The 22,164-nt window shown below is 60.4% G+C and carries 23 protein-coding genes and 1 riboswitch; of the genes, 12 read left to right on the top strand and 11 right to left on the bottom strand.

Features of this window, described 5'->3' with window-relative positions:
- The first annotated feature begins 2 nt into the window (after positions 1–2).
- A complete protein-coding gene (gene madL / locus KZH41_RS29110) occupies positions 3–395 on the top strand; it encodes a malonate transporter subunit MadL (RefSeq protein WP_094949137.1) in 393 nt (130 codons plus the stop codon).
- Between the two features lie 5 nt (positions 396–400).
- Positions 401–1,165, top strand: coding sequence for a malonate transporter subunit MadM (gene madM, locus KZH41_RS29105; protein ID WP_094949235.1), 765 nt, complete (start codon positions 401–403; stop codon positions 1,163–1,165).
- On the opposite strand, the gene KZH41_RS29100 is transcribed toward madM, so the two are convergent.
- Positions 1,162–2,076 (bottom strand): LysR substrate-binding domain-containing protein, encoded by a 915-nt coding sequence (locus KZH41_RS29100; protein WP_263274136.1) that lies wholly within the window; start codon positions 2,074–2,076, stop codon positions 1,162–1,164. The two genes, madM and KZH41_RS29100, sit on opposite strands and share 4 nt — an antisense overlap.
- Positions 2,077–2,423: 347 nt before the next feature.
- Here KZH41_RS29100 and trhA point away from each other — a divergent pair, with 347 nt between their 5' ends.
- The gene (trhA, locus tag KZH41_RS29095) at positions 2,424–3,041 is read left to right on the top strand and encodes a PAQR family membrane homeostasis protein TrhA (RefSeq protein WP_094949135.1); all 618 of its coding nucleotides are present in this window, start codon (positions 2,424–2,426) and stop codon (positions 3,039–3,041) included.
- Between the two features lie 126 nt (positions 3,042–3,167).
- On the opposite strand, the gene KZH41_RS29090 is transcribed toward trhA, so the two are convergent.
- Positions 3,168–4,070, bottom strand: coding sequence for a LysR family transcriptional regulator (locus KZH41_RS29090; RefSeq protein ID WP_263274135.1), 903 nt, complete (start codon positions 4,068–4,070; stop codon positions 3,168–3,170).
- A gap of 108 nt (positions 4,071–4,178) precedes the next feature.
- Between KZH41_RS29090 and KZH41_RS29085 the strand changes: the two genes are divergently transcribed.
- Genes KZH41_RS29085 through KZH41_RS29075 form a run of 3 tightly spaced genes read left to right on the top strand, consistent with a single transcriptional unit; the run spans position 4,179 to position 6,708 of the window.
- Positions 4,179–5,420, top strand: a complete 1,242-nt coding sequence (locus KZH41_RS29085; RefSeq protein ID WP_263274134.1) for a D-amino acid dehydrogenase — start codon at positions 4,179–4,181, stop codon at positions 5,418–5,420.
- 10 nt (positions 5,421–5,430) lie between these two features.
- Positions 5,431–5,781: a RidA family protein gene (locus tag KZH41_RS29080; RefSeq protein WP_094949132.1), complete on the top strand. Its 351-nt coding sequence runs from the start codon at positions 5,431–5,433 to the stop codon at positions 5,779–5,781.
- A gap of 24 nt (positions 5,782–5,805) precedes the next feature.
- A complete protein-coding gene (locus KZH41_RS29075) occupies positions 5,806–6,708 on the top strand; it encodes a transporter substrate-binding domain-containing protein (protein WP_094949131.1) in 903 nt (300 codons plus the stop codon).
- A 68-nt stretch (positions 6,709–6,776) separates the two neighbouring features.
- Here the strand turns inward: KZH41_RS29075 and KZH41_RS29070 are convergent, their stop codons facing one another.
- Positions 6,777–7,496 (bottom strand): 16S rRNA (uracil(1498)-N(3))-methyltransferase, encoded by a 720-nt coding sequence (locus KZH41_RS29070; protein ID WP_094949130.1) that lies wholly within the window; start codon positions 7,494–7,496, stop codon positions 6,777–6,779.
- 92 nt (positions 7,497–7,588) lie between these two features.
- Complete coding sequence (locus tag KZH41_RS29065; protein ID WP_263274133.1) at positions 7,589–8,995, bottom strand: adenosylmethionine--8-amino-7-oxononanoate transaminase; 1,407 nt, start codon at positions 8,993–8,995, stop codon at positions 7,589–7,591.
- 273 nt (positions 8,996–9,268) lie between these two features.
- On the opposite strand from KZH41_RS29065, the gene KZH41_RS29060 reads away from it, so the two are divergent.
- The gene (locus tag KZH41_RS29060) at positions 9,269–9,820 is read left to right on the top strand and encodes a cytochrome b (RefSeq protein WP_094949128.1); all 552 of its coding nucleotides are present in this window, start codon (positions 9,269–9,271) and stop codon (positions 9,818–9,820) included.
- A gap of 32 nt (positions 9,821–9,852) precedes the next feature.
- Positions 9,853–10,431 carry a YceI family protein gene (locus KZH41_RS29055; RefSeq protein ID WP_094949127.1) on the top strand — a complete coding sequence of 193 codons (579 nt, stop codon included), beginning with the start codon at positions 9,853–9,855 and terminating at the stop codon, positions 10,429–10,431.
- 63 nt (positions 10,432–10,494) lie between these two features.
- Here KZH41_RS29055 and KZH41_RS29050 read toward each other — a convergent pair whose 3' ends face one another.
- Positions 10,495–11,379, bottom strand: a complete 885-nt coding sequence (locus tag KZH41_RS29050; RefSeq protein ID WP_094949126.1) for a LysR substrate-binding domain-containing protein — start codon at positions 11,377–11,379, stop codon at positions 10,495–10,497.
- A gap of 125 nt (positions 11,380–11,504) precedes the next feature.
- On the opposite strand from KZH41_RS29050, the gene KZH41_RS29045 reads away from it, so the two are divergent.
- Entirely contained in the window at positions 11,505–11,879 is a 375-nt protein-coding gene (locus KZH41_RS29045) for a nuclear transport factor 2 family protein (protein WP_218193655.1), read from the top strand.
- A gap of 61 nt (positions 11,880–11,940) precedes the next feature.
- On the opposite strand, the gene KZH41_RS29040 is transcribed toward KZH41_RS29045, so the two are convergent.
- The 4 genes from KZH41_RS29040 to ahcY form a co-directional block, all read right to left on the bottom strand.
- Complete coding sequence (locus KZH41_RS29040; RefSeq protein WP_094949124.1) at positions 11,941–13,833, bottom strand: DEAD/DEAH box helicase; 1,893 nt, start codon at positions 13,831–13,833, stop codon at positions 11,941–11,943.
- Positions 13,834–14,054: 221 nt separating this feature from the next.
- Entirely contained in the window at positions 14,055–14,846 is a 792-nt protein-coding gene (locus tag KZH41_RS29035; protein ID WP_094949123.1) for a substrate-binding periplasmic protein, read from the bottom strand.
- A 130-nt stretch (positions 14,847–14,976) separates the two neighbouring features.
- Positions 14,977–15,822 (bottom strand): methylenetetrahydrofolate reductase [NAD(P)H], encoded by an 846-nt coding sequence (gene metF, locus KZH41_RS29030; RefSeq protein ID WP_242153206.1) that lies wholly within the window; start codon positions 15,820–15,822, stop codon positions 14,977–14,979.
- A gap of 154 nt (positions 15,823–15,976) precedes the next feature.
- Positions 15,977–17,386, bottom strand: a complete 1,410-nt coding sequence (gene ahcY, locus KZH41_RS29025) for an adenosylhomocysteinase (protein WP_094949121.1) — start codon at positions 17,384–17,386, stop codon at positions 15,977–15,979.
- Positions 17,387–17,407: 21 nt separating this feature from the next.
- Positions 17,408–17,512: riboswitch (S-adenosyl-L-homocysteine riboswitch) on the bottom strand.
- 187 nt (positions 17,513–17,699) lie between these two features.
- Here ahcY and KZH41_RS29020 point away from each other — a divergent pair.
- A complete protein-coding gene (locus tag KZH41_RS29020; RefSeq protein ID WP_064454506.1) occupies positions 17,700–18,104 on the top strand; it encodes an acyl-CoA thioesterase in 405 nt (134 codons plus the stop codon).
- Positions 18,105–18,180: 76 nt separating this feature from the next.
- Positions 18,181–19,068 carry a formate/nitrite transporter family protein gene (locus KZH41_RS29015; protein WP_094949120.1) on the top strand — a complete coding sequence of 296 codons (888 nt, stop codon included), beginning with the start codon at positions 18,181–18,183 and terminating at the stop codon, positions 19,066–19,068.
- Here KZH41_RS29015 and KZH41_RS29010 read toward each other — a convergent pair.
- Positions 19,062–20,321 carry a cation:proton antiporter gene (locus tag KZH41_RS29010; RefSeq protein WP_094949119.1) on the bottom strand — a complete coding sequence of 420 codons (1,260 nt, stop codon included), beginning with the start codon at positions 20,319–20,321 and terminating at the stop codon, positions 19,062–19,064. The genes KZH41_RS29015 and KZH41_RS29010 overlap by 7 nt on opposite strands.
- A gap of 195 nt (positions 20,322–20,516) precedes the next feature.
- Here KZH41_RS29010 and KZH41_RS29005 point away from each other — a divergent pair, with 195 nt between their 5' ends.
- Complete coding sequence (locus tag KZH41_RS29005; RefSeq protein ID WP_094949118.1) at positions 20,517–20,903, top strand: MAPEG family protein; 387 nt, start codon at positions 20,517–20,519, stop codon at positions 20,901–20,903.
- Between the two features lie 73 nt (positions 20,904–20,976).
- Here KZH41_RS29005 and KZH41_RS29000 read toward each other — a convergent pair whose 3' ends face one another.
- Complete coding sequence (locus tag KZH41_RS29000; protein ID WP_242153203.1) at positions 20,977–22,161, bottom strand: murein transglycosylase A; 1,185 nt, start codon at positions 22,159–22,161, stop codon at positions 20,977–20,979.
- Between the last annotated feature and the right edge of the window lie 3 nt (positions 22,162–22,164).

The following is a 22,164-nucleotide window of genomic DNA, read 5'->3' as shown; positions in this document are numbered from 1 at the left end:
CGATGATTATTTACGGTGTAGCGTTTCTAGCGTTTTGTACGCTGGTGGGGCTGTTTGTGGGCGAGGTGCTGGGTAAGTTACTGGGCATCCCAGCCAACGTTGGTGGCGTGGGTATCGCCATGTTGTTGCTGATCGGCCTGGGCAGTTATTTGCAAAAACGCGGCCTGTTTGTCGGCAAGTCCGAGCAGGGCCTGACGTTCTGGGCGGCGATTTACATTCCTATTGTGGTCGCCATGGCTGCCCAGCAAAACGTCTACGGCGCGATCAAGGGCGGCCCTATGGCGATTCTGGCTGGCACGCTTGCAGTGGTGCTGGGCTTTGCCTTAGTGCCGCTGCTGTCACGCATCGGCAACCGTGAGCCGCGCGCGGTTGTTCCCACCAAAGAAGCCGGGTGATCGTCATGTACGAATCGATGATGAAAGTGATCACCGGCTACGGCCTGATCAGTGGTTTTGCCGTGATCGGCCTGACCATGTGGGTGTCCTACTGGATCTCCAATAACTTTACCAAAGGCCGTCTGCACGGCTCGGCCATCGCTATTTTGCTTGGGCTGGCGCTGTCCTATGTCGGTGGCGCATTTACCGGTGGCTCCAAAGGGGTGGTGGATATTCCGTTGCTGTCGGGCATCGGCCTGTTGGGCGGTGCGATGCTGCGGGACTTTGCGATTGTCGCCACGGCGTTTGGGGTGAGTGTCGATGAGCTCAAACGCGCCGGCTATGCCGGTGTGCTAGCACTGTTTGTCGGCGTGGGTTCATCGTTTATCGCCGGGGTCGGCGTGGCCATGGCGTTCGGTTATACCGATGCGGTGAGTCTGACCACGATCGGCGCTGGCGCCGTGACTTATATTGTCGGGCCGGTCACCGGTGCGGCGATTGGCGCCAGCTCCGAGGTGATGGCGCTGTCCATTGCCGCGGGGTTGATCAAGGCGATTCTGGTGATGGTCATGACGCCGTTCGTGGCGCCGTTTATCGGCCTTAACAACCCTCGCAGCGCAGTGATTTTCGGAGGCTTGATGGGTACGTCCAGCGGCGTGGCCGGCGGGTTAGCGGCAACCGATCCGAAACTGGTGCCGTATGGCTGCCTCACAGCCGCGTTTTATACGGCGCTGGGGTGTTTGCTGGGGCCGTCGTTGTTGTTTCTGATCATGCGTGGCTTGGTGGGTTAGCCGCCCCGATTGGCATACATCCGACACTCGGCCAACAGCGCCAGCAAATTCGGGTCGCGCTCCTTGGCCTTCAAAAACGCCACGCCAATATGCTGCTGCAACCGATACCTGGGTTGCAGCGGTATCAGCTTCACGCGGTTCTCATACACCGCCGCAATCCGCCCCGGCAGCAGCGCATAACCCACGCCAGAACTGACCATGCTCAGCAGCGTGAAGATGTCATTGACCTGCATCGCCACCTTCGGCTCAAACCCCGCCTGCTTGAACACCCGGTTGCCATCCTGATGGGTGGCGAAGCCTTGGGTGAGGGTGATGAAGGTCGCGTCGCGCACGTCGGCCAGGTCGATTTCCTGTTCGCGGTCGAAGGGTGAATCGGCCGGCGTGGCGAGGAATATGTCGTCGGTGAATAGCGCGATCTGTTCGCAATCAGGGTCGTTGGTGCGTTCGTCGAGGGAGATCAGGATCGCGTCCACTTCCATGTTCTTGAGCTTGTAGAGCAGGTCGAAGTTGGAGCCCAGGATCAGGTCGATATTAAGTTCGCTGCGACGGATTTTCAGGCCCATGATCAGCTGCGGTACGGTTTTGACCGTCAGCGAATACAGCGAGCCGAGCTTGAAGCGCTCAGCTGAAAAGCCCGCAGCTTCGCGGGTCAGGCGCACGCTGTCGACCACGTCGGCCACCAGCTTTTGCGCGCGTTCCTCCAACACGTAAGCGCTTTCCAGCGGGGTGAGGTTGCGCCCTTCGTGTTTGAACAAGGGGCAGCGCAGCGCGTTTTCCAGCGAGTGGATGGCGCGGTGCACGCTGACGTTGCTGGTTTGCAGCTCGGCGGCGGCGCGGGCCAGGTTGCCGGTGCGCATGAACGCCAGGAAGATCTCGAGCTTCTTGAGGGTGAATTCTTCGTCGATCAGCATGGCCGTGGCTCTTATTTGAATGCCGTCGATTGTGCCTCTAAAACCAGTTTGCTCCCAGCCATGCGCTGCACCGCCACTTGGCATAGGCCAAACCTGCGCACGCGGACATCAATGAGGGGAACAGGTACCGCCTGCACACGGTCACAACCGCACCCGCCAAGCTAAGCAGGCGTCGGCCGAAGAGAATGCCGGCGTTGGCGAAGTTGGGGCCCAGGCATGAAGCGAATCATCTATCGGCGTATGCGTTTGGGAAAATGAAAAAAAGGTTGTTACCTGCCGAGCCGCCTAGCGCGTCAGAATGCAGGTAGCACAACCAAGTGGTAACCGTTATTCGAGGTGAGTGACACATGTATCACGGGGAACGATTCAACGCCTGGAGCCATTTGTTCGGGGCGGTTGCAGCTTTTGTGGGGGCAGTGTGGATGTTGGTGGTGGCGAGCCTGGACGGCAGCCCCTGGAAGATCGTCAGCGTGGCGATTTATGGCTTTACGCTGCTGGTGCTGTACAGCGCGTCCACCGTGTACCACAGCGTGCGCGGGCGGCGAAAAGCGATCATGCAGAAGGTCGACCACTTTTCGATCTACCTGCTGATCGCCGGCAGCTACACGCCGTTTTGCCTGGTGACGCTGCGCGGGCCGTGGGGGTGGACGCTGTTCGGGATCGTGTGGGGGCTGGCGGTGATTGGCATCCTGCAAGAGATCAAACCGCGCTCCGAGGCGCGCATTCTGTCGATTGTGATCTACGCGGTGATGGGCTGGATCGTGCTGGTGGCGGTCAAGCCGCTGCTTGCCGCGTTGGGTACGGCGGGCTTTGTGTGGCTGGCCTCGGGCGGGGTGTTGTACACCGTGGGCATCATCTTTTTTGCTCTGGAAGATCGTATGCGCCATTCCCATGGGATCTGGCACTTGTTCGTGATCGGCGGCAGCGTGCTGCATTTTGTGGCGATCATGCATTACGTGCTGTAACAGGCAACGCGGTTAAAAAATGTGGGAGCGGGCTTGCTCGCGAATGCGGTGTATCAGTGACGGATGAAGTGGCTGACACGCCGCATTCGCGAGCAAGCCCGCTCCCACATTAGTTTTGTGGTGTTCTCATAAGCGTTCCAGCAGTTCACGCGCGCGCTTGCCGAAAATCTGCAGCAGGTTCGCCAGCATATGCGGCGGCGGTTCATCGGCGCGGGTCAGCGCGTACAGGGTGATCGGCAGCGGTGGGGTAAGCGTACGGATGCAGGTAGTGGCCGTCGACGCGCCGAGGGCGGTGAACGGGTCGATCACGGTCAAACCGGCGCCGGACTCCACCATGGCCCGGGCCAGGGAATAGGTCTGTACGGAAATGGTCACCCGCGGCGGCGGGTCGACATTTTCCAGGTAACTGTCGAGTTTGGCCGCCAACGGGTCGGCGCTGGACAGGCCAATCAACGGCGCCCCCGCCAGATCAGCCAGTGGCAGTGGTTGGTGCAATTGCGCCTGCGGCCAATAGCCCTTTGAAGCCAACGCCACCAACACCCCATTAGCCAACACTTGCGTGGTCAAGCCGGGGTGGCCGGAGAAGTTGAGGGTCAGCGCCAGCTCGATCTCACGCATCAACAGCTTCTGTACCAACTCGCGGCTGTGGTCGCTGGACAGCTCGCAGGCGATGTCCGGGTAGTCGCGCGTCCACTCCAGAATCGCCGGCGGCAGCAGCGACAGGGCCAGCGCCGGAATGGCGCCTATGCGCACGCTCTGGCCTGGCTCGCGGCGCAAGCTCTTGGCCAGGCGCCGCACACCTTGCAGGCTCTGTGTGACTTTCTCGACTTCGCTTTCCAGCGCCAGGGCTTCCGGGGTGGGCTGCAACTTGCCGCGCACGCGCAGAAACAGCGGGAAACCCAATTGCAGCTCGGCGTGCTGCAACACTTTAGTCACCGCCGGTTGCGAGACGTGCAGCAACTGCGCGGCGGCGCTGACCGAGCCGGTTTGGCGAATAGCCTGGAAGATTTCGATATGACGTAAGCGCATGGCACGTCCATAACCTTTGTTTATAGGTGACCCATCTTTATTCATTGTCGCGGGCCTGTCACCTGGCCCTACGCTTGAGGCCTATTCATTCAACGGTAGGGGGCGGGGATGGCCAAGCGCATTTGCATCATCGGCGGTGGCGTCATCGGCTTGGCGACTGCCTACGCGCTGGTGCGTGCCGGGCACGCGGTAACGGTGATCGAGGCGCGCGACAGCCTGGGCAGCGAGACCAGTTTCGCCAACGGTGGGCAATTGTCCTACCGCTACGTCGCGCCGTTGGCCGATAAAGGCGTGCCGCTGCAAGCCCTTGGCTGGCTGCTGCGTGGTGATTCGCCGCTGAAGCTGCGCCCGCGCCTCGACCCGCAGCAATGGCGCTGGATGGCGGCGTTTCTCGGCGCCTGCCGTGGCTCGGTGAACCAGCGTAATGCCGCTCACCTGCTGCGCCTGGCGTCCTTGAGCCAGGCCACCTTGCAACAGTGGCGCGAGGATGACCGCCTGGGCGACTTCGACTGGCGGCGCAACGGCAAGCTGGTGACCTTTCGCAGCGCTGGTACTTTCGACAAGGCACGCAGCAAGGTCACCGATATTCTGCAGCAGCAGGTGCTGTTGGCCGCCGACTGCGCGCGCCTGGAACCGGCGTTGGCGGGCGGTGATTTTGTCGGTGGCATCTACACGTCCAATGAAGAAGTCGCGGACTGTCATGCCTTCTGCCAGCGGCTGGCCGCGCGGCTTGAGGCCTCGGGGCTTTGCACCTTTTTGCTGGGGCGCAAGGTCACGCAAATCCGCCACGCCGACGGTGCGGTGCAGGCCATCGTGCTCGGCGATGAAGTGCTGCCGGTGGAACATGTGGTACTGGCGGCCGGGCATCGCAGTGCGCAGTTGGGGTTGCCTGGCCTGTCGCTGCCGCTGTATCCGCTCAAGGGCTACAGCCTGAGCGTGCCGATTGGGGCGCAGCACCAGGCGCCGAGCGTGAGCATCACCGACTATGACCGCAAGATTGTTTATGCGCGGATTGGCGAGCAGCTGCGTGTGGCCGCCATGGTCGATATCGTCGGCTTTGACGCGAGCCTTGAGCCCAAGCGCCTGGCGCTGATCAAACGCCAGGCGCTGGAGACGTTTCCCCATGCCGGCGACTACGCCCACGCTGTCGAATGGGCCGGCATGCGCCCCGCCACGCCAACCGGGGTGCCGCTGATTGGCGCCAGTGCTTATCGCAACCTGTGGCTGAACCTGGGCCACGGCGCGCTCGGCTTTACCCTGGCCTGCGGCAGCGGCCAACTGCTGGCCGAGTTGATCGGCCAGCACGTTCCTTCCATTGATATGCAGGGCCTGACGCCCCGCGCCGCTTGAGGATGCAGCCATGACCATCAACCGAATCAGCAGCAATGAGCGCCTATCTGGCGCCGTCACCTTCAAGGACCTGGTGTTTCTTTCGGGCCAGGTGCCGGGTGAGGGCCAGGATGTGGCCACGCAAACCCGCGAAGTATTGGCCAAGATCGATGCATTGCTGGCGCAAGCCGGCAGTGACAAGGACCACCTGCTCAACGCAACGATTTACCTGAAAAACATCGGTGACGGTTTTGCGCCGATGAATGCAGTGTGGGCCGCGTGGCTGTCGCCGGGCATGGCGCCAACGCGCACGACCTTGCAGGCAGAACTGGCGCGCCCGACTGTGCTGGTGGAAATCAGCGTGATTGCTATCCGTAAATAACCGCAAGACCAACGGAGAATAACAATGAAAAAAATCCTGTTGACCGGCTGCACCCTGGGGCTTTTGTTTGGCGCCCAGGTTCAGGCGACTGAAACCCCGCTGGACGGCACGTTGAGCAAGATCGCCAGTGCCAAGTCCATCACCTTGGGTTATCGCGATGCGTCGGTGCCGTTCTCCTACGTTGGGGATCACAGCGGCAAGCCCATGGGCTATTCGGTCGACCTGGCGAGCAAGATCGTCGAGCGTATCCAGCAGAAAACCGGGCTGGCCAACCTCGGCGTGAAGTACAACCTGGTGACTTCCCAAACCCGTATCCCGCTGGTGCAAAACGGCACGGTGGACCTGGAATGCGGCTCCACCGGCGTGACCGCCGAGCGGCAGAAGCAGGTGGCGTTTTCGTACGGGTTTATCTACGTGAAGGGCCAGTTGCTGACCGCCAAGGACAGCGGGATTCAAGGCTTTGAAGACCTCAAAGGCAAGAATGTGGTGACCACCGCCGGCACCACTAACGAACGCTTTCTGAAGAGCTATAACGCCGAACACAAGGCCAATATGTTTGTGATCAGCGCCAAGGACCACGGCGAAGCCTTCAAGATGCTCGAGACCGGACGTGCGGTGGCGTTTTACATGGATGACGCGTTGCTCTACGGCGAGCGCGCCAAGGCGCGTGACCCGCATCGCTGGGTGGTGGTGGGCAAGGAGCAGTCGCGGGAGATCTACAGTTGCATGGTGCGCAAGGACGACCCGCAGTTTCTCGCGGTGGTCAACGAAACACTTGGCGACCTGTATCGCTCCGGGGAGATCAACGGAATTTACCAGCGTTGGTTTGAACAGCCGATTCCGCCCAAGGGCTTGAACCTGGAATTCCCGATGACGGCTGAGTTGAAGGCGATTATTGCCAAGCCGGTCAGTGATCCGGTGGACTGACAGCCCGGTTCAAAATGTGGGAGCAGGCAAGCCAGCTCCCACAGTTGAATGGGGTTCACACGGCAGGGCTAGAAGTCGCCCCAGAGTTGCTGTGCGACGGCCAGCGCCACCACTGGCGCTGTTTCAGTGCGCAGCACCCGCGGGCCGAGGCGGGCGGCGTGGAAACCGGCGCCTTGGGCAGCTTGGACTTCGTTATCGGTCAACCCACCTTCAGGCCCGATCAGGAACGCCAGGCTCGCAGGCTTGGCATGGCTGATCATCGGCTCGGCCACTGGGTGCAGCACCAGTTTCAAATCGGCCTCGGCCTGCTTTAACCAGTCCGCCAGCAGCAGCGGCGGGTGAATCACCGGCACCGTTGAACGCCCGCATTGCTCGCACGCACTGATTGCCACCTGCCGCCAGTGCAGCAGGCGTTTGTCGGCGCGTTCGTCCTTGAGGCGTACTTCGCAGCGGTCGCTGAAGATCGGCGTGATTTCATTCACGCCCAGTTCGGTGGCTTTCTGGATCGCCCAATCCATCCGCTCGCCCCGGGACAAGCCCTGGCCGAGGTGGATGTGCAGCGGCGATTCGGTCTGGCCTGCGAAGCTTTCGGTGAGTTGCACGCTGACGCGTTTTTTACCAACCTCCAGCAACGTGCCCGAAAACTCCTGGCCGGAGCCGTCAAACAGTTGCACGGCATCGCCTTCGGCCATGCGCAATACGCGGCTGATGTAGTGCGCCTGGGCTTCGGGCAGTTCGTGCTCGCCGAGGCTCAGCGGGGTGTCGGTGAAAAAGCGGGACAGTCTCATTTCTGTTCTCTGGAGAAGGTTGTGCACAGCGGACGCGCAGCGTCTTGGGCTGCATTCCCACGCAGAGCGTGGGAACGATCAGGTAGGGACCGTCAGCCTGGATCGCGGAAGCCTGGGTGGAAGTCTTTGGGCACCGCAACGCTGACTTTACTGTTGGTGGCGATATCGATGCCTTCGCTGGCCACTTCGGCCAGAAAGTCGATCTGCTCCGGTGTGATCACATACGGCGGCAGGAAATACACCACGCTGCCCAACGGCCGCAACAGTGCGCCGCGCTCCAACGCGTGTTCGAACACCTTCAGGCCACGGCGCTCCTGCCACGGGTAGGCGGTCTTGGTGGCTTTGTCCTGCACCATCTCGATGGCCAGCACCATGCCGGTCTGGCGCACTTCCGACACGTGCGGGTGGTCCACCAGGTGTGCGGTGGCCGTGGCCATGCGCTGGGCCAGGGCCTTGTTGTTTTCGATGACGTTGTCTTCTTCGAAAATATCCAGGGTCGCCAGCGCCGCGGCACACGCCAGCGGGTTGCCGGTGTAGCTGTGGGAGTGCAGGAAGGCGCGCAGGGTTGGGTAGTCGTCGTAGAAAGCGTCGTAGACATCTTCGGTGGTGACCACCGCCGCCAGCGGCAAATAGCCGCCGGTGAGGGCTTTGGACAAGCACAGGAAATCCGGGCGGATGCCGGCCTGTTCACAGGCGAACATCGTGCCGGTGCGGCCAAAGCCCACGGCGATTTCGTCGTGTATCAGGTGCACGCCGTATTTGTCGCAGGCTTCGCGCAGCAGCTTGAGGTACACCGGGTGGTACATGCGCATGCCGCCGGCGCCTTGGATAAGCGGTTCGACGATAACGGCGGCGACGCTGTCGTGGTTCTCGGCCAGGGTCTGTTCCATGGCCAGGAACATGTTGCGCGAGTGCTCTTCCCAGCTCATGCCCTCGGGGCGCAGGTAGCAATCCGGGCTGGGCACTTTAATAGTGTCCAGCAGCAGTGCTTTGTAGGTTTCAGTAAACAGCGGCACGTCGCCCACCGACATCGCGGCGATAGTTTCGCCGTGGTAGCTGTTGGTCAGGGTCACGAAGCGCTTTTTGTTCGGCTGGCCGCGGTTGAGCCAGTAGTGAAAGCTCATCTTCAGCGCGACTTCGATGCACGACGAACCGTTATCGGCATAGAAGCAGCGGGTCAGGCCTTCGGGCGTCATCTTGACCAAGCGCTCGGACAGCTCGATCACCGGCTGGTGGCTGAAACCGGCGAGGATCACGTGTTCCAGCTGATCAACTTGATCTTTGATGCGCTGGTTGATGCGCGGGTTGGCGTGGCCGAACACATTGACCCACCAGGAACTGACGGCGTCGAGGTAGCGCTTGCCTTCGAAGTCTTCCAGCCATACGCCTTCACCGCGTTTGATCGGGATCAGCGGCAATTGCTGGTGGTCTTTCATCTGGGTGCAGGGATGCCACAGCACCGCGAGGTCGCGTTGCATCCACTGGTTGTTCAAGCCCATCGTCTATCTCCTCGAAGCGGTCCTGCGGCCTGCGCAGGTGAAACAATCGCGCAAGCCTATGCAATGGTCGGCTGTGTCACAACCCATTACGGATAAATTCGTAGTAAACGCAGGACGGTCTGTCACGTTTCTTAGCAATAGTCCTTAATCCATTGTTAACGTACTGTGCATAACCTCTTGATCGTATTTCTCGATATTTCAAAGCGAAATTTTGAGCTTTAATTCGATAGGTAAATCGCTAGTCTTGGGCACAGTTCTTACGGGATTTGGAACATGCAGCTACGTAATTCACCGGCCCGCTATGGCTGGGTCAGTATGGTTTTGCACTGGGGTGTGGCCCTGGTGGTGTTCAGTTTGTTCGCCTTGGGCCTGTGGATGGTCGGTCTCGACTACTACAGCGCCTGGCGCAAAGACGCGCCCGACCTGCACAAGAGCATTGGCATCACGCTGTTCGCCATCATGCTGGTGCGCATCGTCTGGCGTCTGGTCAGCCCACCGCCACCACCGCTGGCCAGTTACAGCCGCTTGACCCGCATGGGGGCCGCGTTTGGCCATGTTTTTCTTTATCTCGGGCTGTTTGCCGTGATGATTGCCGGTTACCTGATTTCCACCGCAGACGGTGTCGGTATTCCGGTATTTGGCCTGTTTGAAATTCCTGCCGTGGTTTCCGGGCTACCGGACCAGGCAGACACCGCCGGCGTGGTGCACCTGTACCTCGCCTGGGTGTTGGTGGTCTTCGCCGGTTTGCACGGCGTGGCTGCGTTGAAACACCACTTTATCGATCGTGATGCGACCCTCAACCGAATGCTGGGGCGCAAAGCCTGATGTTCAACCTCGACTCATAAGGAATAGAAAGCATGTTGAAAAAGACTCTCGCTGCTCTGGCACTTGGTACTGCTCTGCTGTCTGCAGGTCAGGTCATGGCCGCTGACTACAAGATCGATAAGGAAGGCCAGCACGCCTTCATCGACTGGAAAATCAGCCACCTTGGCTACAGCTTCATCCACGGTACCTTCAAGGACTGGGATGGTTCGTTCAGCTGGGATGCCGCCAAGCCTGAAGCCAGCAAAATCGCCGTCGACGTGAAAACCGCCAGCCTGTGGTCCAACCACGCAGAGCGTGACAAGCACATCGCCAGCAAAGATTTCCTGGACGTCGCCAAGTTCGCTGATGCCAAGTTCGTGTCTACCGCGGTTAAATCAACCGGCGAAAAAACTGCTGACGTGACCGGCGACCTGACCTTTCATGGCGTGACCAAACCTGTGACCTTCAAGGCCACTTTCAACGGTGAAGGCAAAGACCCATGGGGCGGCGAACGTGCTGGCTTCAACGCCACCACCACGCTGAACCTGAACGACTTCGGCGTCAAAGGCCCAGGCCCGACTTCCCAGACCGTGGACCTGGACATCTCGCTGGAAGGTGTCAAAGCGAAGTAATTACTTTCGCTGCTTCACACTCAAAACGCCGACCTCAGGGTCGGCGTTTTACTGTCTGCCTGCTTATAAACTGGCCTTATAGATCACCACTTGCTCTTTGAGCCAGGTGTGCAGCGAGGTTAACTGCGCTGAATGTTTACTGCCGACCGGCCAGACCAGAAAGTAGCGTGAAGTGTGCACCGGTTCGATATCGGTGAGCCTGACCAAGTCCCCACGTTGAATCAGTGAGTGAGCAATCGAGCGGCGGGTCAGCGCGACGCCGTACCCCAGCCTGACCGCTTCAAGCATCAACGTAGAGTCGGTGAACTCCAGCGAGGCTTGAGGGCGTTGTTCTTCCGCGCCGGCTGCGCCGAGCCAAATTGGCCAGCTTTCACTGGCGTGCAGCAGTGGCTGCTCCAAGATGGCTTGCGCAGTGTCGGGCAACACGCCGTGATTGAAGTCGCGCGCGGCGACCACCAGCAATGAGTCATCCATCAGCGTTTCGCAATGCACATCGGGCCATTGCCCATGGCCGAAGCGGATGGCGCAGTCGAGCGGGCCCTGCCCGAAGCTGGCGAACTCCATGCCCGACTCCAATCTCAGGTGCAGTTCGGGGTGGGCGCTTCTGAAATCATGCAAACGCGGCAGCAACCAATGCATGGCATAGGAGGGCAGCACCGACACGGTCAGTTGCGGGTGCTTGGTCTTCGCCAGGAGCTTTTCCGTGACGCCTGCGATCTCGCCCAGTGCTTGCCTGATCTGGTAGGCATACACACGTCCCTCATCAGTCAGTATCAGGGAGCGTTTGTTGCGCATCACCAAGGCGATACCCAAATACTCCTCGAGAGAGCGAATCTGGTGGCTGACCGCACTGTGGGTCACATGCAGTTCAATCGCTGCCAGGTTCACCTTGCCCAGTCGAGCCAATGCCTCGAAGGCACGTAACGCGGCGAGAGGAGGGAGTTTCATTGTGTGAATTCCTTTCACATAAAAACCCAATAATAGCCGCTATACGTGAAATAAAGGGACTAACGATAATGCGCGACCGGTTATTTATTTAAATAGCCCTGTGTTGAAATCGGGAGTTTTGAATCGTGATAGATGAAATTCAGGCGTTTCTGAAAGACTACTTTGATGTGTTGCAAACCCAGGACTTGAACAAGTTCGATCAGGTGTTTCACCGTGGCTGCGTGCTCTATAGCGCGCAGAATGCGGACGTGGTTGTGCGGCCTTTTGCTGAGTATCGCGCCATGGTTCAAGGCCGTAAGTCACCCTATGAGGGCGGTTTTCCGCAACTTGATGAAGTGCTGATGATTGACGTGATGTCCTCGGAAATGGCCATCGTGAAGGTGCGCCTGCGCTTGTTCAATAATGTAATGGTCGACTATTTGAATCTTATGAAAGTTGAGGGGCGCTGGATGATCTTCGCCAAACTTTTTCATAAGGCGGGTGACGCGACTGAACAATAACTTAACCGCCGGATGCAAAAACGCCCCGATTAATCGGGGCGTTTTTTTTGCCGTCTAAAACTCAGCGGTTGCGGGTGAGCAGCGCTGGTTTTTCACCACGAGGGCGGCCTGGCAACTGATCCAGCTGCTCAGGTGTCGGGAAGCGGTCAGCTTTCGACTCCTTGTGGATGATCTTCGGCGCCGGGCCACCGCGCGGGTTCTGCACGGCGGGTTCGGACAGACTCGGCTGCTCATCACGGGCTGGGCGGCGGTTGTTGCTGCGCGAATCGTCGCGACGAGCTTGGCCGTCACGTGGCGCACCGCTACGTGGACCGCTGCGCTTGGCAGGCGGAGTGCCGGTGGTGCCGCCGCTGCTGTTGCGCGGAGCATTCTGACGACCGCCCTGTGGCTGGCCGCCACGTGGAGCGCCGGAACCTGTGCCCGCGCCCGGCGCTGGTGCACCTGGACGACGGCCACGGCCCTGGGCCGGCTTGGCCTGGGGCACGTAGTCGACGCGGTTACCGAAGTTATCCACGTCGTCGTCGAGGAACTCGTCCGGCGCGCGGTCGGCTGTGGCGCGTGGCGGCTGGCTCGGCTGGCGCTGTTCGCGGGCCGGGGTGCCTTCACGGGGCTTTTGCTCACGGGCTGGGCGTTCGCCACGGCCGTTGGTAGGCGCTTTTTCCTTGCCGCCTTTGTCTTTGCCCTTATCGCGACGACCACCGCCACCACCGCCGCCGTTCGGGCCATCGCCCTTCGGACCGCGTGGGTTGCGTGGGTTGCGCACATCCGGACGCTCGCGCACTTCAGGCTTCTCAGCCTCAACGGCGCTTGAGTCGAAGCCCATCAGGTCGCCGTCGGCGATTTTCTGCTTGGTCATGCGCTCGATGCTTTTCAGCAGCTTTTCTTCGTCCGGTGCGACCAGGGAAATGGCCTCGCCCGAACGACCAGCCCGGCCGGTACGGCCGATACGGTGCACATAGTCTTCGTCGACGTTTGGCAGTTCGAAGTTGACCACGTGTGGCAACTGGTCGATATCCAGGCCGCGGGCGGCGATATCGGTGGCAACCAGGATGCGCACTTCACCGGCCTTGAAGTCGGCCAGGGCTTTGGTGCGCGCGTTCTGGCTCTTGTTGCCGTGGATGGCGACGGCGGTGAGGCCGTGCTTGTCCAGGTACTCGGCCAGGCGGTTGGCGCCGTGCTTGGTGCGGGTGAACACCAGCACCTGTTCCCAGGCGCCTGCGGTGATCAGGTGGGCCAGCAGCGAACGCTTGTGGCTGGCGGCCAGGCGGAAGACACGCTGCTCGATACGCTCAACCGTGGTGTTCGGCGGCGTGACTTCAATGCGCTCTGGGTTGTGCAACAACTTGCCCGCCAAAGCGGTGATGTCGTTGGAGAACGTGGCCGAGAACAGCAGGTTCTGACGTTTGGCCGGCAGGCGCGCGAGGACCTTTTTCACGTCATGGACAAAGCCCATGTCGAGCATACGGTCGGCTTCGTCCAGCACGAGGATTTCCACGTGGGACAAGTCAACGCTGCCTTGGCCGCACAGGTCGAGCAAGCGACCCGGGCAGGCGACCAGCACGTCAACACCGCGGGACATGGCCTGAACCTGTGGGTTCATGCCGACGCCGCCGAAGATGCAGGCGCTGACGAACTTCAAGTCGCGGGCATACAGCTTGAAGCTGTCGTGCACTTGGGCGGCGAGTTCGCGGGTAGGGGTCAGGACCAGTACGCGCGGTTGGCGCGGGCCGTGACGCTGGGATTTGTCCGGGTGACCGTTGGGGAACAAGCGCTCCAGAATCGGGAGGGCGAAACCACCGGTTTTACCAGTACCTGTCTGAGCCGCAACCATCAGGTCGCGACCTTGCAACACGGCGGGAATGGCCCGCTGTTGCACCGGAGTAGGCTCGGTATAGCCCGCCGCCTCGATGGCGCGGACTAAAGCCTCGGAGAGACCGAGGGAAGCAAAGGACATGAGTAATCCTGTTTTAGTTAGGGCTTGGCCCAAAGGGATAATCTTGCCGGGCGTGAATGGCGCTTAGGGGAGCGCAACCCCGTCCGGTCCTGCTGCGTCTGGCGGGCACTCCACTGGCTCGCGCGGGCTGAAAGCTGCGCAGTAGCTAGGTTAGGTGCCTTTTTCAAGACCTCAGCGGCCGGGCGTGAGCCTGGCGGAAAGGTCGGAGTATAACAGAGCAATCACGGCGCGCCGCTTTCCTGCTGCTCAACGGTGTGTTCTGAGGCCGTAATCGCTTGAATTCCGCCATATTTGGCGCTCAAGGCGGCGTAGGTGGGCTCTTGTTTAAAGCGCTTGAGCTCGGCGGCGAAGCGTTGCACCAGCAGGTCCATGCCCGCGCCACGGCGCACGGCGAGAAATTGCGGCTGGCGGCTGACCACGAGGGGCGCCTGGCTGACCTTGCCTTCCAGGCCCATGGCCTTGATCACATGCTGGCCGACCCGGCGGTCCGTGATCACCAGATCGACACGCCCCAGCGACAGTTTGCCGAAGTTGGCTTCATGGCTGGGCGCCGGCTCGCGGTTGAACAGGGTGGAGTCGCTGAAGGCGTCGCCATACAGGTAGCCCGGCGAATTGCCGACAGTCAGCCCGCGCAGGTCGTCGAGGGTTTCGGCCGGGTGAGGGCGGTCGTTGGCGTAGAACAGTACGAACTCGACGTCCGACAGCGGCTCGCTGGGGTAAAGCAGCAGGGCGTCGCGCTCATGGCTGTGGAAAATGTCCAGCGCGCCATCGGCGTGGCCTTGCTCGAGCATGGCCAGGCAGCGTTTCCAGGGCAGGAATTGCCACTCCACGTCCACGCCCAGGCGCTGGAACACGATCACCGTGGTTTCATAATCCAGGCCGCGCATGCTGCCGTTATCGTCGTACACATAAGGTGCCCAGGGCTCGGTGACAATGCGCAGTTTCTCGCCGTAAGCGGTGAAGCTCAGGCAAGTAAAAAGCACAGCGGTCAACAGCTTAAGAATGACGGGCATACCCTGAGGTTACGATGCTAGAGCGCTAAAGAGAAGCTCTGGCACGAGCATTTGCGAGCGAGTCGATGTGGCGTATTTAAAACCAAAAGGCCCTCGTATTGACGAGGGCCCTTGAGTAACGGAGCAAGCCTTAGCGTGGCAGCTTGAGGTTGTTCCAGATGGCCAGGCTAGGCTCAGCCTGGTTCAGGGTGTAGAAGTGCAACCCTGGTGCGCCACCTTGCAGCAGTTGTTCGCACATCTGGCTGATAACCTGCTCGCCGAATGCCTGGATGCTCTTGACGTCATCGCCATAGGCTTCCAGTTGCTTGCGCACCCAGCGTGGGATTTCAGCACCGCAAGCGTCGGAGAAGCGCGCCAGCTTGCTGTAGTTGGTGATCGGCATGATGCCCGGCACGATCGGGATGTTCACACCCATGGCCCGTACACGCTCGACGAAGTAGAAGTAGCTGTCGGCGTTGAAGAAGTACTGGGTGATCGCGCTGTTGGCGCCGGCGTTGGCCTTGCGCACGAAGTTCTGCAGATCGTCTTCGAAATTGCGTGCCTGGGGGTGCATCTCCGGGTAAGCCGCCACTTCGATATGGAAGTGATCGCCGCTCTCTTCACGGATGAAACTCACCAGGTCATTGGCGTAGCGCAGCTCGCCGCTGGCCATGCCCATGCCGGACGGCAAGTCACCACGCAGGGCGACGATGCGCTTGATGCCGGCTTGTTTGTACTGGGTCAGCAGGCTGCGCAGGTCGGCCTTGCTGTCGCCTACGCACGACAAGTGCGGAGCGGCGGGAATTTTGACTTCGCTTTCCAGCTGCAACACGGTGTTGATCGTGCGATCACGGGTAGAGCCGCCCGCGCCGTAGGTGCAGGAGAAGAAGTCGGGGTTGTAGCTGGCCAACTGCTTGGCAGTCGCCATCAGTTTTTCATGCCCAGCATCGGTCTTGGTCGGGAAGAACTCGAAGCTGTAGCGACGGTCTTGGGACATGGTCGTACCTATGGAAACTCAGAATACCGGTGTGGGAGCGGGCTTGCCCGCGATGCAGTCACCTCGGTGTTTCAGTCATACCGAGGCGATGCTATCGCAGGCAAGCCAGCGCCCACAAAAGCCAGCTCCCCTATGGAAGCTGGCACTAGGCCGATCAGTAGCGGTAAGCGTGCGGCTTGAACGGACCTTCGACGGTCACGCCGATGTAGTCGGCCTGGGTCTTGGTCAGTTGAGTCACCACGCCGCCGAAGCCGCGGACCATTTCCAGGGCCACTTCTTCGTCGAGTTTCTTCGGCAGCACTTCCACGGTCAGGCGCTCGGCTTTCTGGGCTGGCGACAGGTCGGCGTACTTCTGGTCGAACAGGAAGATTTGCGCCAGTACCTGGTTGGCGAACGAGCCGTCCATGATGCGGCTTGGGTGGCCGGTGGCGTTGCCCAGGTTAACCAGGCGGCCTTCAGCCAGCAGGATCAGGTAGTCGTCGTTCTGTGGGTCGAAATCACCCGCACCGGTACGGTGAACCTTGTGTACCTGTGGCTTCACTTCTTCCCATGCCCAGTTTTTGCGCATGAAAGCGGTGTCGATTTCGTTGTCGAAGTGACCGATGTTGCACACCACGGCGCGCTTTTTCAGGGCCTTGAGCATGTTCGCGTCGCAAACATTGACGTTACCGGTGGTGGTCACGATCAGGTCGATCTTGCCCAGCAGGGCCTTGTCGATGCTGGCTGCAGTGCCGTCGTTGATGCCGTCGATGAACGGCGAAACCACTTCGAAACCGTCCATGCAGGCTTGCATGGCGCAGATCGGGTCAACTTCGGAGACCTTAACGATCATGCCTTCCTGACGCAGGGACTGGGACGAACCCTTGCCCACGTCACCGTAGCCGATCACCAGGGCTTGTTTGCCCGACAGCAGGTGGTCGGTACCGCGCTTGATCGCATCGTTCAGGCTGTGACGGCAGCCGTACTTGTTGTCGTTCTTGCTCTTGGTCACCGAGTCGTTGACGTTGATGGCCGGGATTTTCAGCTCGCCCTTGGCAAGCATGTCCAGCAGGCGGTGCACGCCGGTGGTGGTTTCTTCGGTCACGCCGTGGACGCGGTCGAGAATCTGCGGGTACTTCTTGTGCAGCAGCTCGGTCAGGTCGCCGCCGTCGTCGAGGATCATGTTGGCGTCCCATGGCTTGCCATCTTTCAAGATGGTTTGCTCCAGGCACCACTCGTACTCTTCTTCGGTCTCGCCTTTCCAGGCATAAACCGCGATACCGGCAGCAGCGATAGCGGCAGCGGCCTGGTCTTGAGTCGAGAAAATGTTGCAGGACGACCAACGCACTTCGGCGCCCAGGGCAACCAGGGTTTCGATCAGTACGGCAGTCTGGATGGTCATGTGGATGCAGCCGAGGATCTTCGCGCCTTTGAGCGGAAGCTCTGCGGCGTACTTGCGGCGCAGGCCCATCAAGGCAGGCATTTCGGATTCGGCGATAAAGGTTTCGCGACGGCCCCAGGCAGCGAGGGACATGTCGGCGACTTTGTAGTCGTTGAAATCTGCAGGCGTGATTACAGCGCTCATGAAGAGCCTCCATTCGTAGTGTGCGAATGGGCGCCGTTGTGCGTTTAGTATCCAGCCAGTAACCAGGCTGGACAACGCCCCATCCGAGCCTGACAGGTTGAACCTGCTGCAGCGCCCCTCGGACAGGTGGCGGGAGAACGGAATAGCCGTTCGAAATCGGAGACGATTATAGCTTTCTTTGTCCGGCTAGTGGCAAGCGACAAGCTACAAGCGGCAAGTTAAAACGATTCGGCTTTTACTTGCAGCTTGTCGCTTAAAACTTGAAGCTGGGGCCATTACTCTATCTCCCAAGCACCTCAACCCCGGAGCCCCCATGAACTTCCACACCCGCAAATGGGTAAAACCTGAAGACCTCAACCCCAACGGCACCCTGTTCGGCGGCAGCTTGCTGCGCTGGATCGATGAAGAAGCGGCCATTTATGCGATTGTCCAATTGGGCAACCAGCGGGTGGTGACCAAGTACATCTCCGAAATCAACTTCGTCAGCGCCTCGCGCCAGGGCGATATCATCGAGCTGGGCATCACCGCCACCGAGTTCGGCCGCACCTCGATCACCCTGACCTGCGAAGTGCGCAACAAGATCACCCGCAAGAGCATTTTGACCGTGGAAAAAATGGTCTTCGTCAACCTGGGTGAAGACGGCTTGCCGGCGCCCCACGGCCGTACCGAGATCAAGTACGTGAAAGACCAGTTTCAAGAAGACGGCATCAAAGACTAATCGTGTGGCTGACCAGTGAACGCTCTTGATGGGCGACAGGTCGTACCTGAACAACACCCACGTTCAGGTACGACCCATGGCCACGCAAGAAGACGGCAAGACCCCCAACTTGTCGCAGGAAGAGCAACACGACGTCGACAAGAACCAGCCGCCTCGCGCGGCAGTGCTGCACGAAATCATCCGTACCCAGGGCGATCAGGAACTGGAGCGCAGCGTCGCCGCTTTATGGTGGTCGGCGTTGGCCGCCGGCCTGACCATGGGCTTGTCGTTGATGGGGATGGGCCTGCTAAATTCACGGCTGCCGGACGGTGAAGGGTTCAAGGTGATTGCCAGCTTCGGTTACTGCGCAGGTTTTCTGGCGGTGATCCTCGCCCGTCAGCAGTTGTTTACCGAAAACACCCTGACGGCCGTGCTGCCGGTAATGAGCAAACCCACCCTGAGCAATGCCGGGCGATTGCTGCGGTTGTGGACGGTGGTGCTAGTCGGCAACCTGTGCGGCACCTTGCTGGTGGCCTACGTGATGCTGCACTTGCCGATTTTCGACACCAAGACCGACATGGCCTTTCTCGAAATCGGCCGTAAGGTCATGGAAAACGACCCCGGCCAGATGTTCGCCAAGGGCATAATTTCCGGCTGGATGATCGCCACCATGGTGTGGATGATCCCGTCCATGGAAAGCGCGAAGATGTTCATCATCGTCCTGATCACCTACCTGATGGCGCTTGGGGATTTCACCCATATCGTGGTGGGTTCGGCGGAAGTCTCGTACCTGGTATTTGCCGGCGAACTACCGTGGAAGGACTTCTGGCTGATATTTGCCGGGCCGACCCTGGCGGGCAATATCATCGGCGGCAGTTTTATCTTTGCCCTGATCAGCCATGCGCAGATTCGCAGCGAAAGCAGCTTGCCGGGCAAAGCGGCTGCGGACCCGAGGCATCCGCAGCAGATTAACAAGGGTCAGTGAGGCTCAGGCGTGGCCTGGGGCTCGTCCCGGGTCACGCGCTTGACCAGCTTGCCGATGCTCAACCCCTGCAACAGGATCGACGACAGCACTACGATGTAGGTGATGCTCAGCAACAGGTCGCGCTCCGGGCCCAGTGGCAAGGCCAGCGCCAGTGCCACCGAAACCCCGCCGCGCAAGCCGCCCCAGGTGAGGATGCGGATGGTGCCGCGCGGCACTGTGCGCCAGCGGCGCAGCAGCAGGATCGCCGGGGCCACGGTCAGTAGGCGTGAGAGCAAAATCGCCACGGCTAGCAAACTGGCGGCCAAGACGTGCAGCCAGTTGAACGGCAACAGCAACAGCTCCATGCCGATCAGCGCGAACAGCAGGGCGTTGAGCATGTCATCAAGCAATTCCCAGAAGCCGTCCAGATAGCGTCGGGTCATGTCGTTCATCGCCAGCGTGCGGCCCAGGTTGCCGATGATCAGCCCAGCGACCACCATCGCAATCGGCGCCGAGACGTGCAGTTCGGTGGCCATTGCCGAGCCGCCGATCACCAGCGCCAGGGTCAGCATGACTTCGATCTGGTGTTGCTCGATGCTCTTGATCATCAAGTACACCAAGTAGCCGATCAGCCCGCCGAACACCACACCGCCAATCGCCTCATGGGCGAACAGCATGGCGGTGGCGCCCACGGTCGGTGTTTCGCCTAACTGCGCGATGCCCAGCAGCACGGTAAACACCACCACGGCCGTACCGTCGTTGAACAGTGACTCGCCGACAATGGTGGTTTTCAGCGGTTTCGACGCGTTGGCGGTTCGCAGCACACCCAACACCGCAATCGGGTCGGTGGGCGAAATCAGCGCGCCGAACAGCAGGCAGTAGAGGAAGCTCACGTGCCAGCCAAACAGGGCAAAGATGTAGTACGCCAAGCTGCCGATTACCACGGTGGCAATCAACACGCCGAAGGTCGCCAGCAGGCCGATGGGCCAGCGGTAACTGCGCAGGTCGTTCAAGTTGACGTGCAAGGCGCCGGCGAACAGCAGGAACGACAGCATCCAATTCATCAGCAGGTCGCCGAAGTCGATCTGGCCGATTAACTGCTGGATACGTTCTTCCAGGCCTGGGTAGCCGATAAAACTCAGGCCTTGCAGGAGCAGCGAGAACAGCAGGGCCGTGACCATCACACCGATGGTGGGCGGCAGGCCGATAAAACGGAAGTTCACATACGTGAGCAGGGTGGTGAGGCAAATGAAGGCGGCGACAAGTTCAAGCATCCGGGGTCCTTGGAAGGTGGAGTGAGCGTTAGTTAATGGGTGGATGGACCGCAGCAGTGGCGGGAGGTTGCAAGCCATGGGGCAGAAGGCCGGTAGAACCTTTTGCGGTGGCGTGGTTCATAGCGGTTAAGTGCGGCGTGGCATTTTTAGTGCTAAAACTCTAACCGCTGGCTAAAACTACAAAAGGAATCAGTAATGACGGTGGCTTTCTGGTGTGTGTTGATCGCAATTTTCCTGCCTTACCTGTGCACGGGTGTGGCCAAGTTCAGCGGCGGCAAGTTCGGCCCACGCCAGAACCACGACCCCCGCGGCTTCCTGGCCACGCTCGAGGGGTTCGCCAAACGCGCCCACAATGCGCAACTCAACAGCTTTGAAGTGACACCTGCGTTTTCGGCGGCGGTGATCATTGCGCACCTGGCCGGCACGGCCTCGCTGGTGACCATCAATGTGCTGGCGGTGTTGTTTATCACCAGCCGCTTGCTGTACGTCATTTGCTACCTGGCGGACTGGGCGATGCTGCGCTCGCTGGTGTGGGCGGTGGGCATGGCGTTGATTGCGAGTTTCTTTTTTGTCTCGATCTAAGGCTTAACGCAGCGAGCGGGCTTGTTTGTGGCGAGCGGGCTCGCCACAGCAAGCCCGCTCCCACACTTGATCTTCAGGTTCCGGCAGGCGCATCCGGCACCTGCGGCAACGCCGCGCCCTTCGGCCACAACATCCAGATCTGCCCCTGCTGCTTCATATTCCCGGCCAATTCCCCCGCCGCATCGCCGGTGCCCCAGAACAAGTCCGCGCGCACTTCGCCGATGATTGCCCCGCCGGTGTCTTGGGCGGCCACAGGTCGGGCAATCGGCGAACCGTCAGGTTTGGTGGTCGACAACCATAGCAGGCTGCCGAGCGGGATCACTTTGCGGTCCACCGCCACGCTGTAGCCGGCCGTCAACGGCACATTCAGCGAGCCGCGTGGGCCTTCATTGCTGTCCGGGCGGGCACTGAAGAATACGTAGCTGGGGTTGCTCGCCAGCAGTTCGGGGATGCGCTGCGGATGTGCCTTGGCCCACGCACTGATCGCACCCATGGTCACGTCTTCTTTCTTCAGTTCGCCTTGCTCCACCAGCCAGCGGCCGATCGGGCGGTAAGGGTGGCCGTTCTGGTCGCCATAACCCACGCGCAGTTGGCGCCCGCTCGCCAGTTGAATGCGGCCCGAGCCTTGGATCTGCAGGAATTGCAGGTCCATCGGGTTGGTCAGCCAGGCAATCGGCTTGGCGCTGGAGCCTTGGCCGTTGATGGTGTTGGCGTCGTCATAAGGTTTGAGCACACGGCCTTCGAGGCGACCGCGCAGGCGCTTGCCCTTGAGTTCCGGGTAGATGCTTTCCAGGTTGACGATGATCAAGTCATCCGGCACGCCATACACCGGCACATGGGCAGTGGCGGTTTCGGTCAGGCTGCCGGGGTACACCGGTTCGTAGTAGCCGGTGATCAAGCCGTTGGGCGTGTTATCGGCCGAACGCAGGCCGAACACATCCAGGCGCTCTTTGAGGAAGCTGCGCACCGCCGGGGCATTACCCGGCACGGTCGCCGCCGCCGCACATGTCGCGCCCCAGGTCGGATCAGCCTTGAGGCGTTGGCAAGCGCTGCGCCAGGATTCAAACCCGGCCAACAGGTCGCTGTCGGAAACAGCCGGCAGCGCGTCCCACGGTGCATTTACATAGGTGGCGACGGCATGAGGTTTAACGGTTTCATCTTTGCCGGCGTCTTTGCCGCCATCGCAACCGGCCAGCAGTGCAATCATCGGCAGAGCCCAGGCCAGGCGGCGGCTCCAAGGTTTCAAGGTGACATTCATACA

This window comes from Pseudomonas sp. YeP6b (genome assembly GCF_025642995.1).
Classification (GTDB): Bacteria; Pseudomonadota; Gammaproteobacteria; order Pseudomonadales; family Pseudomonadaceae; genus Aquipseudomonas.
This window is presented reverse-complemented; position numbering and strand designations above follow the sequence as displayed.

Coding starts and splice junctions, on each gene's coding strand:
- KZH41_RS29010 (WP_094949119.1), bottom strand. CDS start 20,321: ATGCTTGAACTTGTCGCCGCCTTCATTTGCCTCACCACCCTGCTCACG.
- KZH41_RS29060 (WP_094949128.1), top strand. CDS start 9,269: ATGCAGCTACGTAATTCACCGGCCCGCTATGGCTGGGTCAGTATGGTT.
- madL (WP_094949137.1), top strand. CDS start 3: ATGATTATTTACGGTGTAGCGTTTCTAGCGTTTTGTACGCTGGTGGGG.
- metF (WP_242153206.1), bottom strand. CDS start 15,822: ATGTCCCAAGACCGTCGCTACAGCTTCGAGTTCTTCCCGACCAAGACC.
- KZH41_RS29020 (WP_064454506.1), top strand. CDS start 17,700: ATGAACTTCCACACCCGCAAATGGGTAAAACCTGAAGACCTCAACCCC.
- KZH41_RS29035 (WP_094949123.1), bottom strand. CDS start 14,846: ATGCCCGTCATTCTTAAGCTGTTGACCGCTGTGCTTTTTACTTGCCTG.
- KZH41_RS29075 (WP_094949131.1), top strand. CDS start 5,806: ATGAAAAAAATCCTGTTGACCGGCTGCACCCTGGGGCTTTTGTTTGGC.
- KZH41_RS29055 (WP_094949127.1), top strand. CDS start 9,853: ATGTTGAAAAAGACTCTCGCTGCTCTGGCACTTGGTACTGCTCTGCTG.
- KZH41_RS29065 (WP_263274133.1), bottom strand. CDS start 8,995: ATGGGCTTGAACAACCAGTGGATGCAACGCGACCTCGCGGTGCTGTGG.
- KZH41_RS29080 (WP_094949132.1), top strand. CDS start 5,431: ATGACCATCAACCGAATCAGCAGCAATGAGCGCCTATCTGGCGCCGTC.
- KZH41_RS29050 (WP_094949126.1), bottom strand. CDS start 11,379: ATGAAACTCCCTCCTCTCGCCGCGTTACGTGCCTTCGAGGCATTGGCT.
- ahcY (WP_094949121.1), bottom strand. CDS start 17,386: ATGAGCGCTGTAATCACGCCTGCAGATTTCAACGACTACAAAGTCGCC.
- KZH41_RS29070 (WP_094949130.1), bottom strand. CDS start 7,496: ATGAGACTGTCCCGCTTTTTCACCGACACCCCGCTGAGCCTCGGCGAG.
- madM (WP_094949235.1), top strand. CDS start 401: ATGTACGAATCGATGATGAAAGTGATCACCGGCTACGGCCTGATCAGT.
- KZH41_RS29005 (WP_094949118.1), top strand. CDS start 20,517: ATGACGGTGGCTTTCTGGTGTGTGTTGATCGCAATTTTCCTGCCTTAC.
- KZH41_RS29000 (WP_242153203.1), bottom strand. CDS start 22,161: ATGAATGTCACCTTGAAACCTTGGAGCCGCCGCCTGGCCTGGGCTCTG.
- KZH41_RS29100 (WP_263274136.1), bottom strand. CDS start 2,076: ATGCTGATCGACGAAGAATTCACCCTCAAGAAGCTCGAGATCTTCCTG.
- KZH41_RS29090 (WP_263274135.1), bottom strand. CDS start 4,070: ATGCGCTTACGTCATATCGAAATCTTCCAGGCTATTCGCCAAACCGGC.
- trhA (WP_094949135.1), top strand. CDS start 2,424: ATGTATCACGGGGAACGATTCAACGCCTGGAGCCATTTGTTCGGGGCG.
- KZH41_RS29015 (WP_094949120.1), top strand. CDS start 18,181: ATGGCCACGCAAGAAGACGGCAAGACCCCCAACTTGTCGCAGGAAGAG.
- KZH41_RS29085 (WP_263274134.1), top strand. CDS start 4,179: ATGGCCAAGCGCATTTGCATCATCGGCGGTGGCGTCATCGGCTTGGCG.
- KZH41_RS29040 (WP_094949124.1), bottom strand. CDS start 13,833: ATGTCCTTTGCTTCCCTCGGTCTCTCCGAGGCTTTAGTCCGCGCCATC.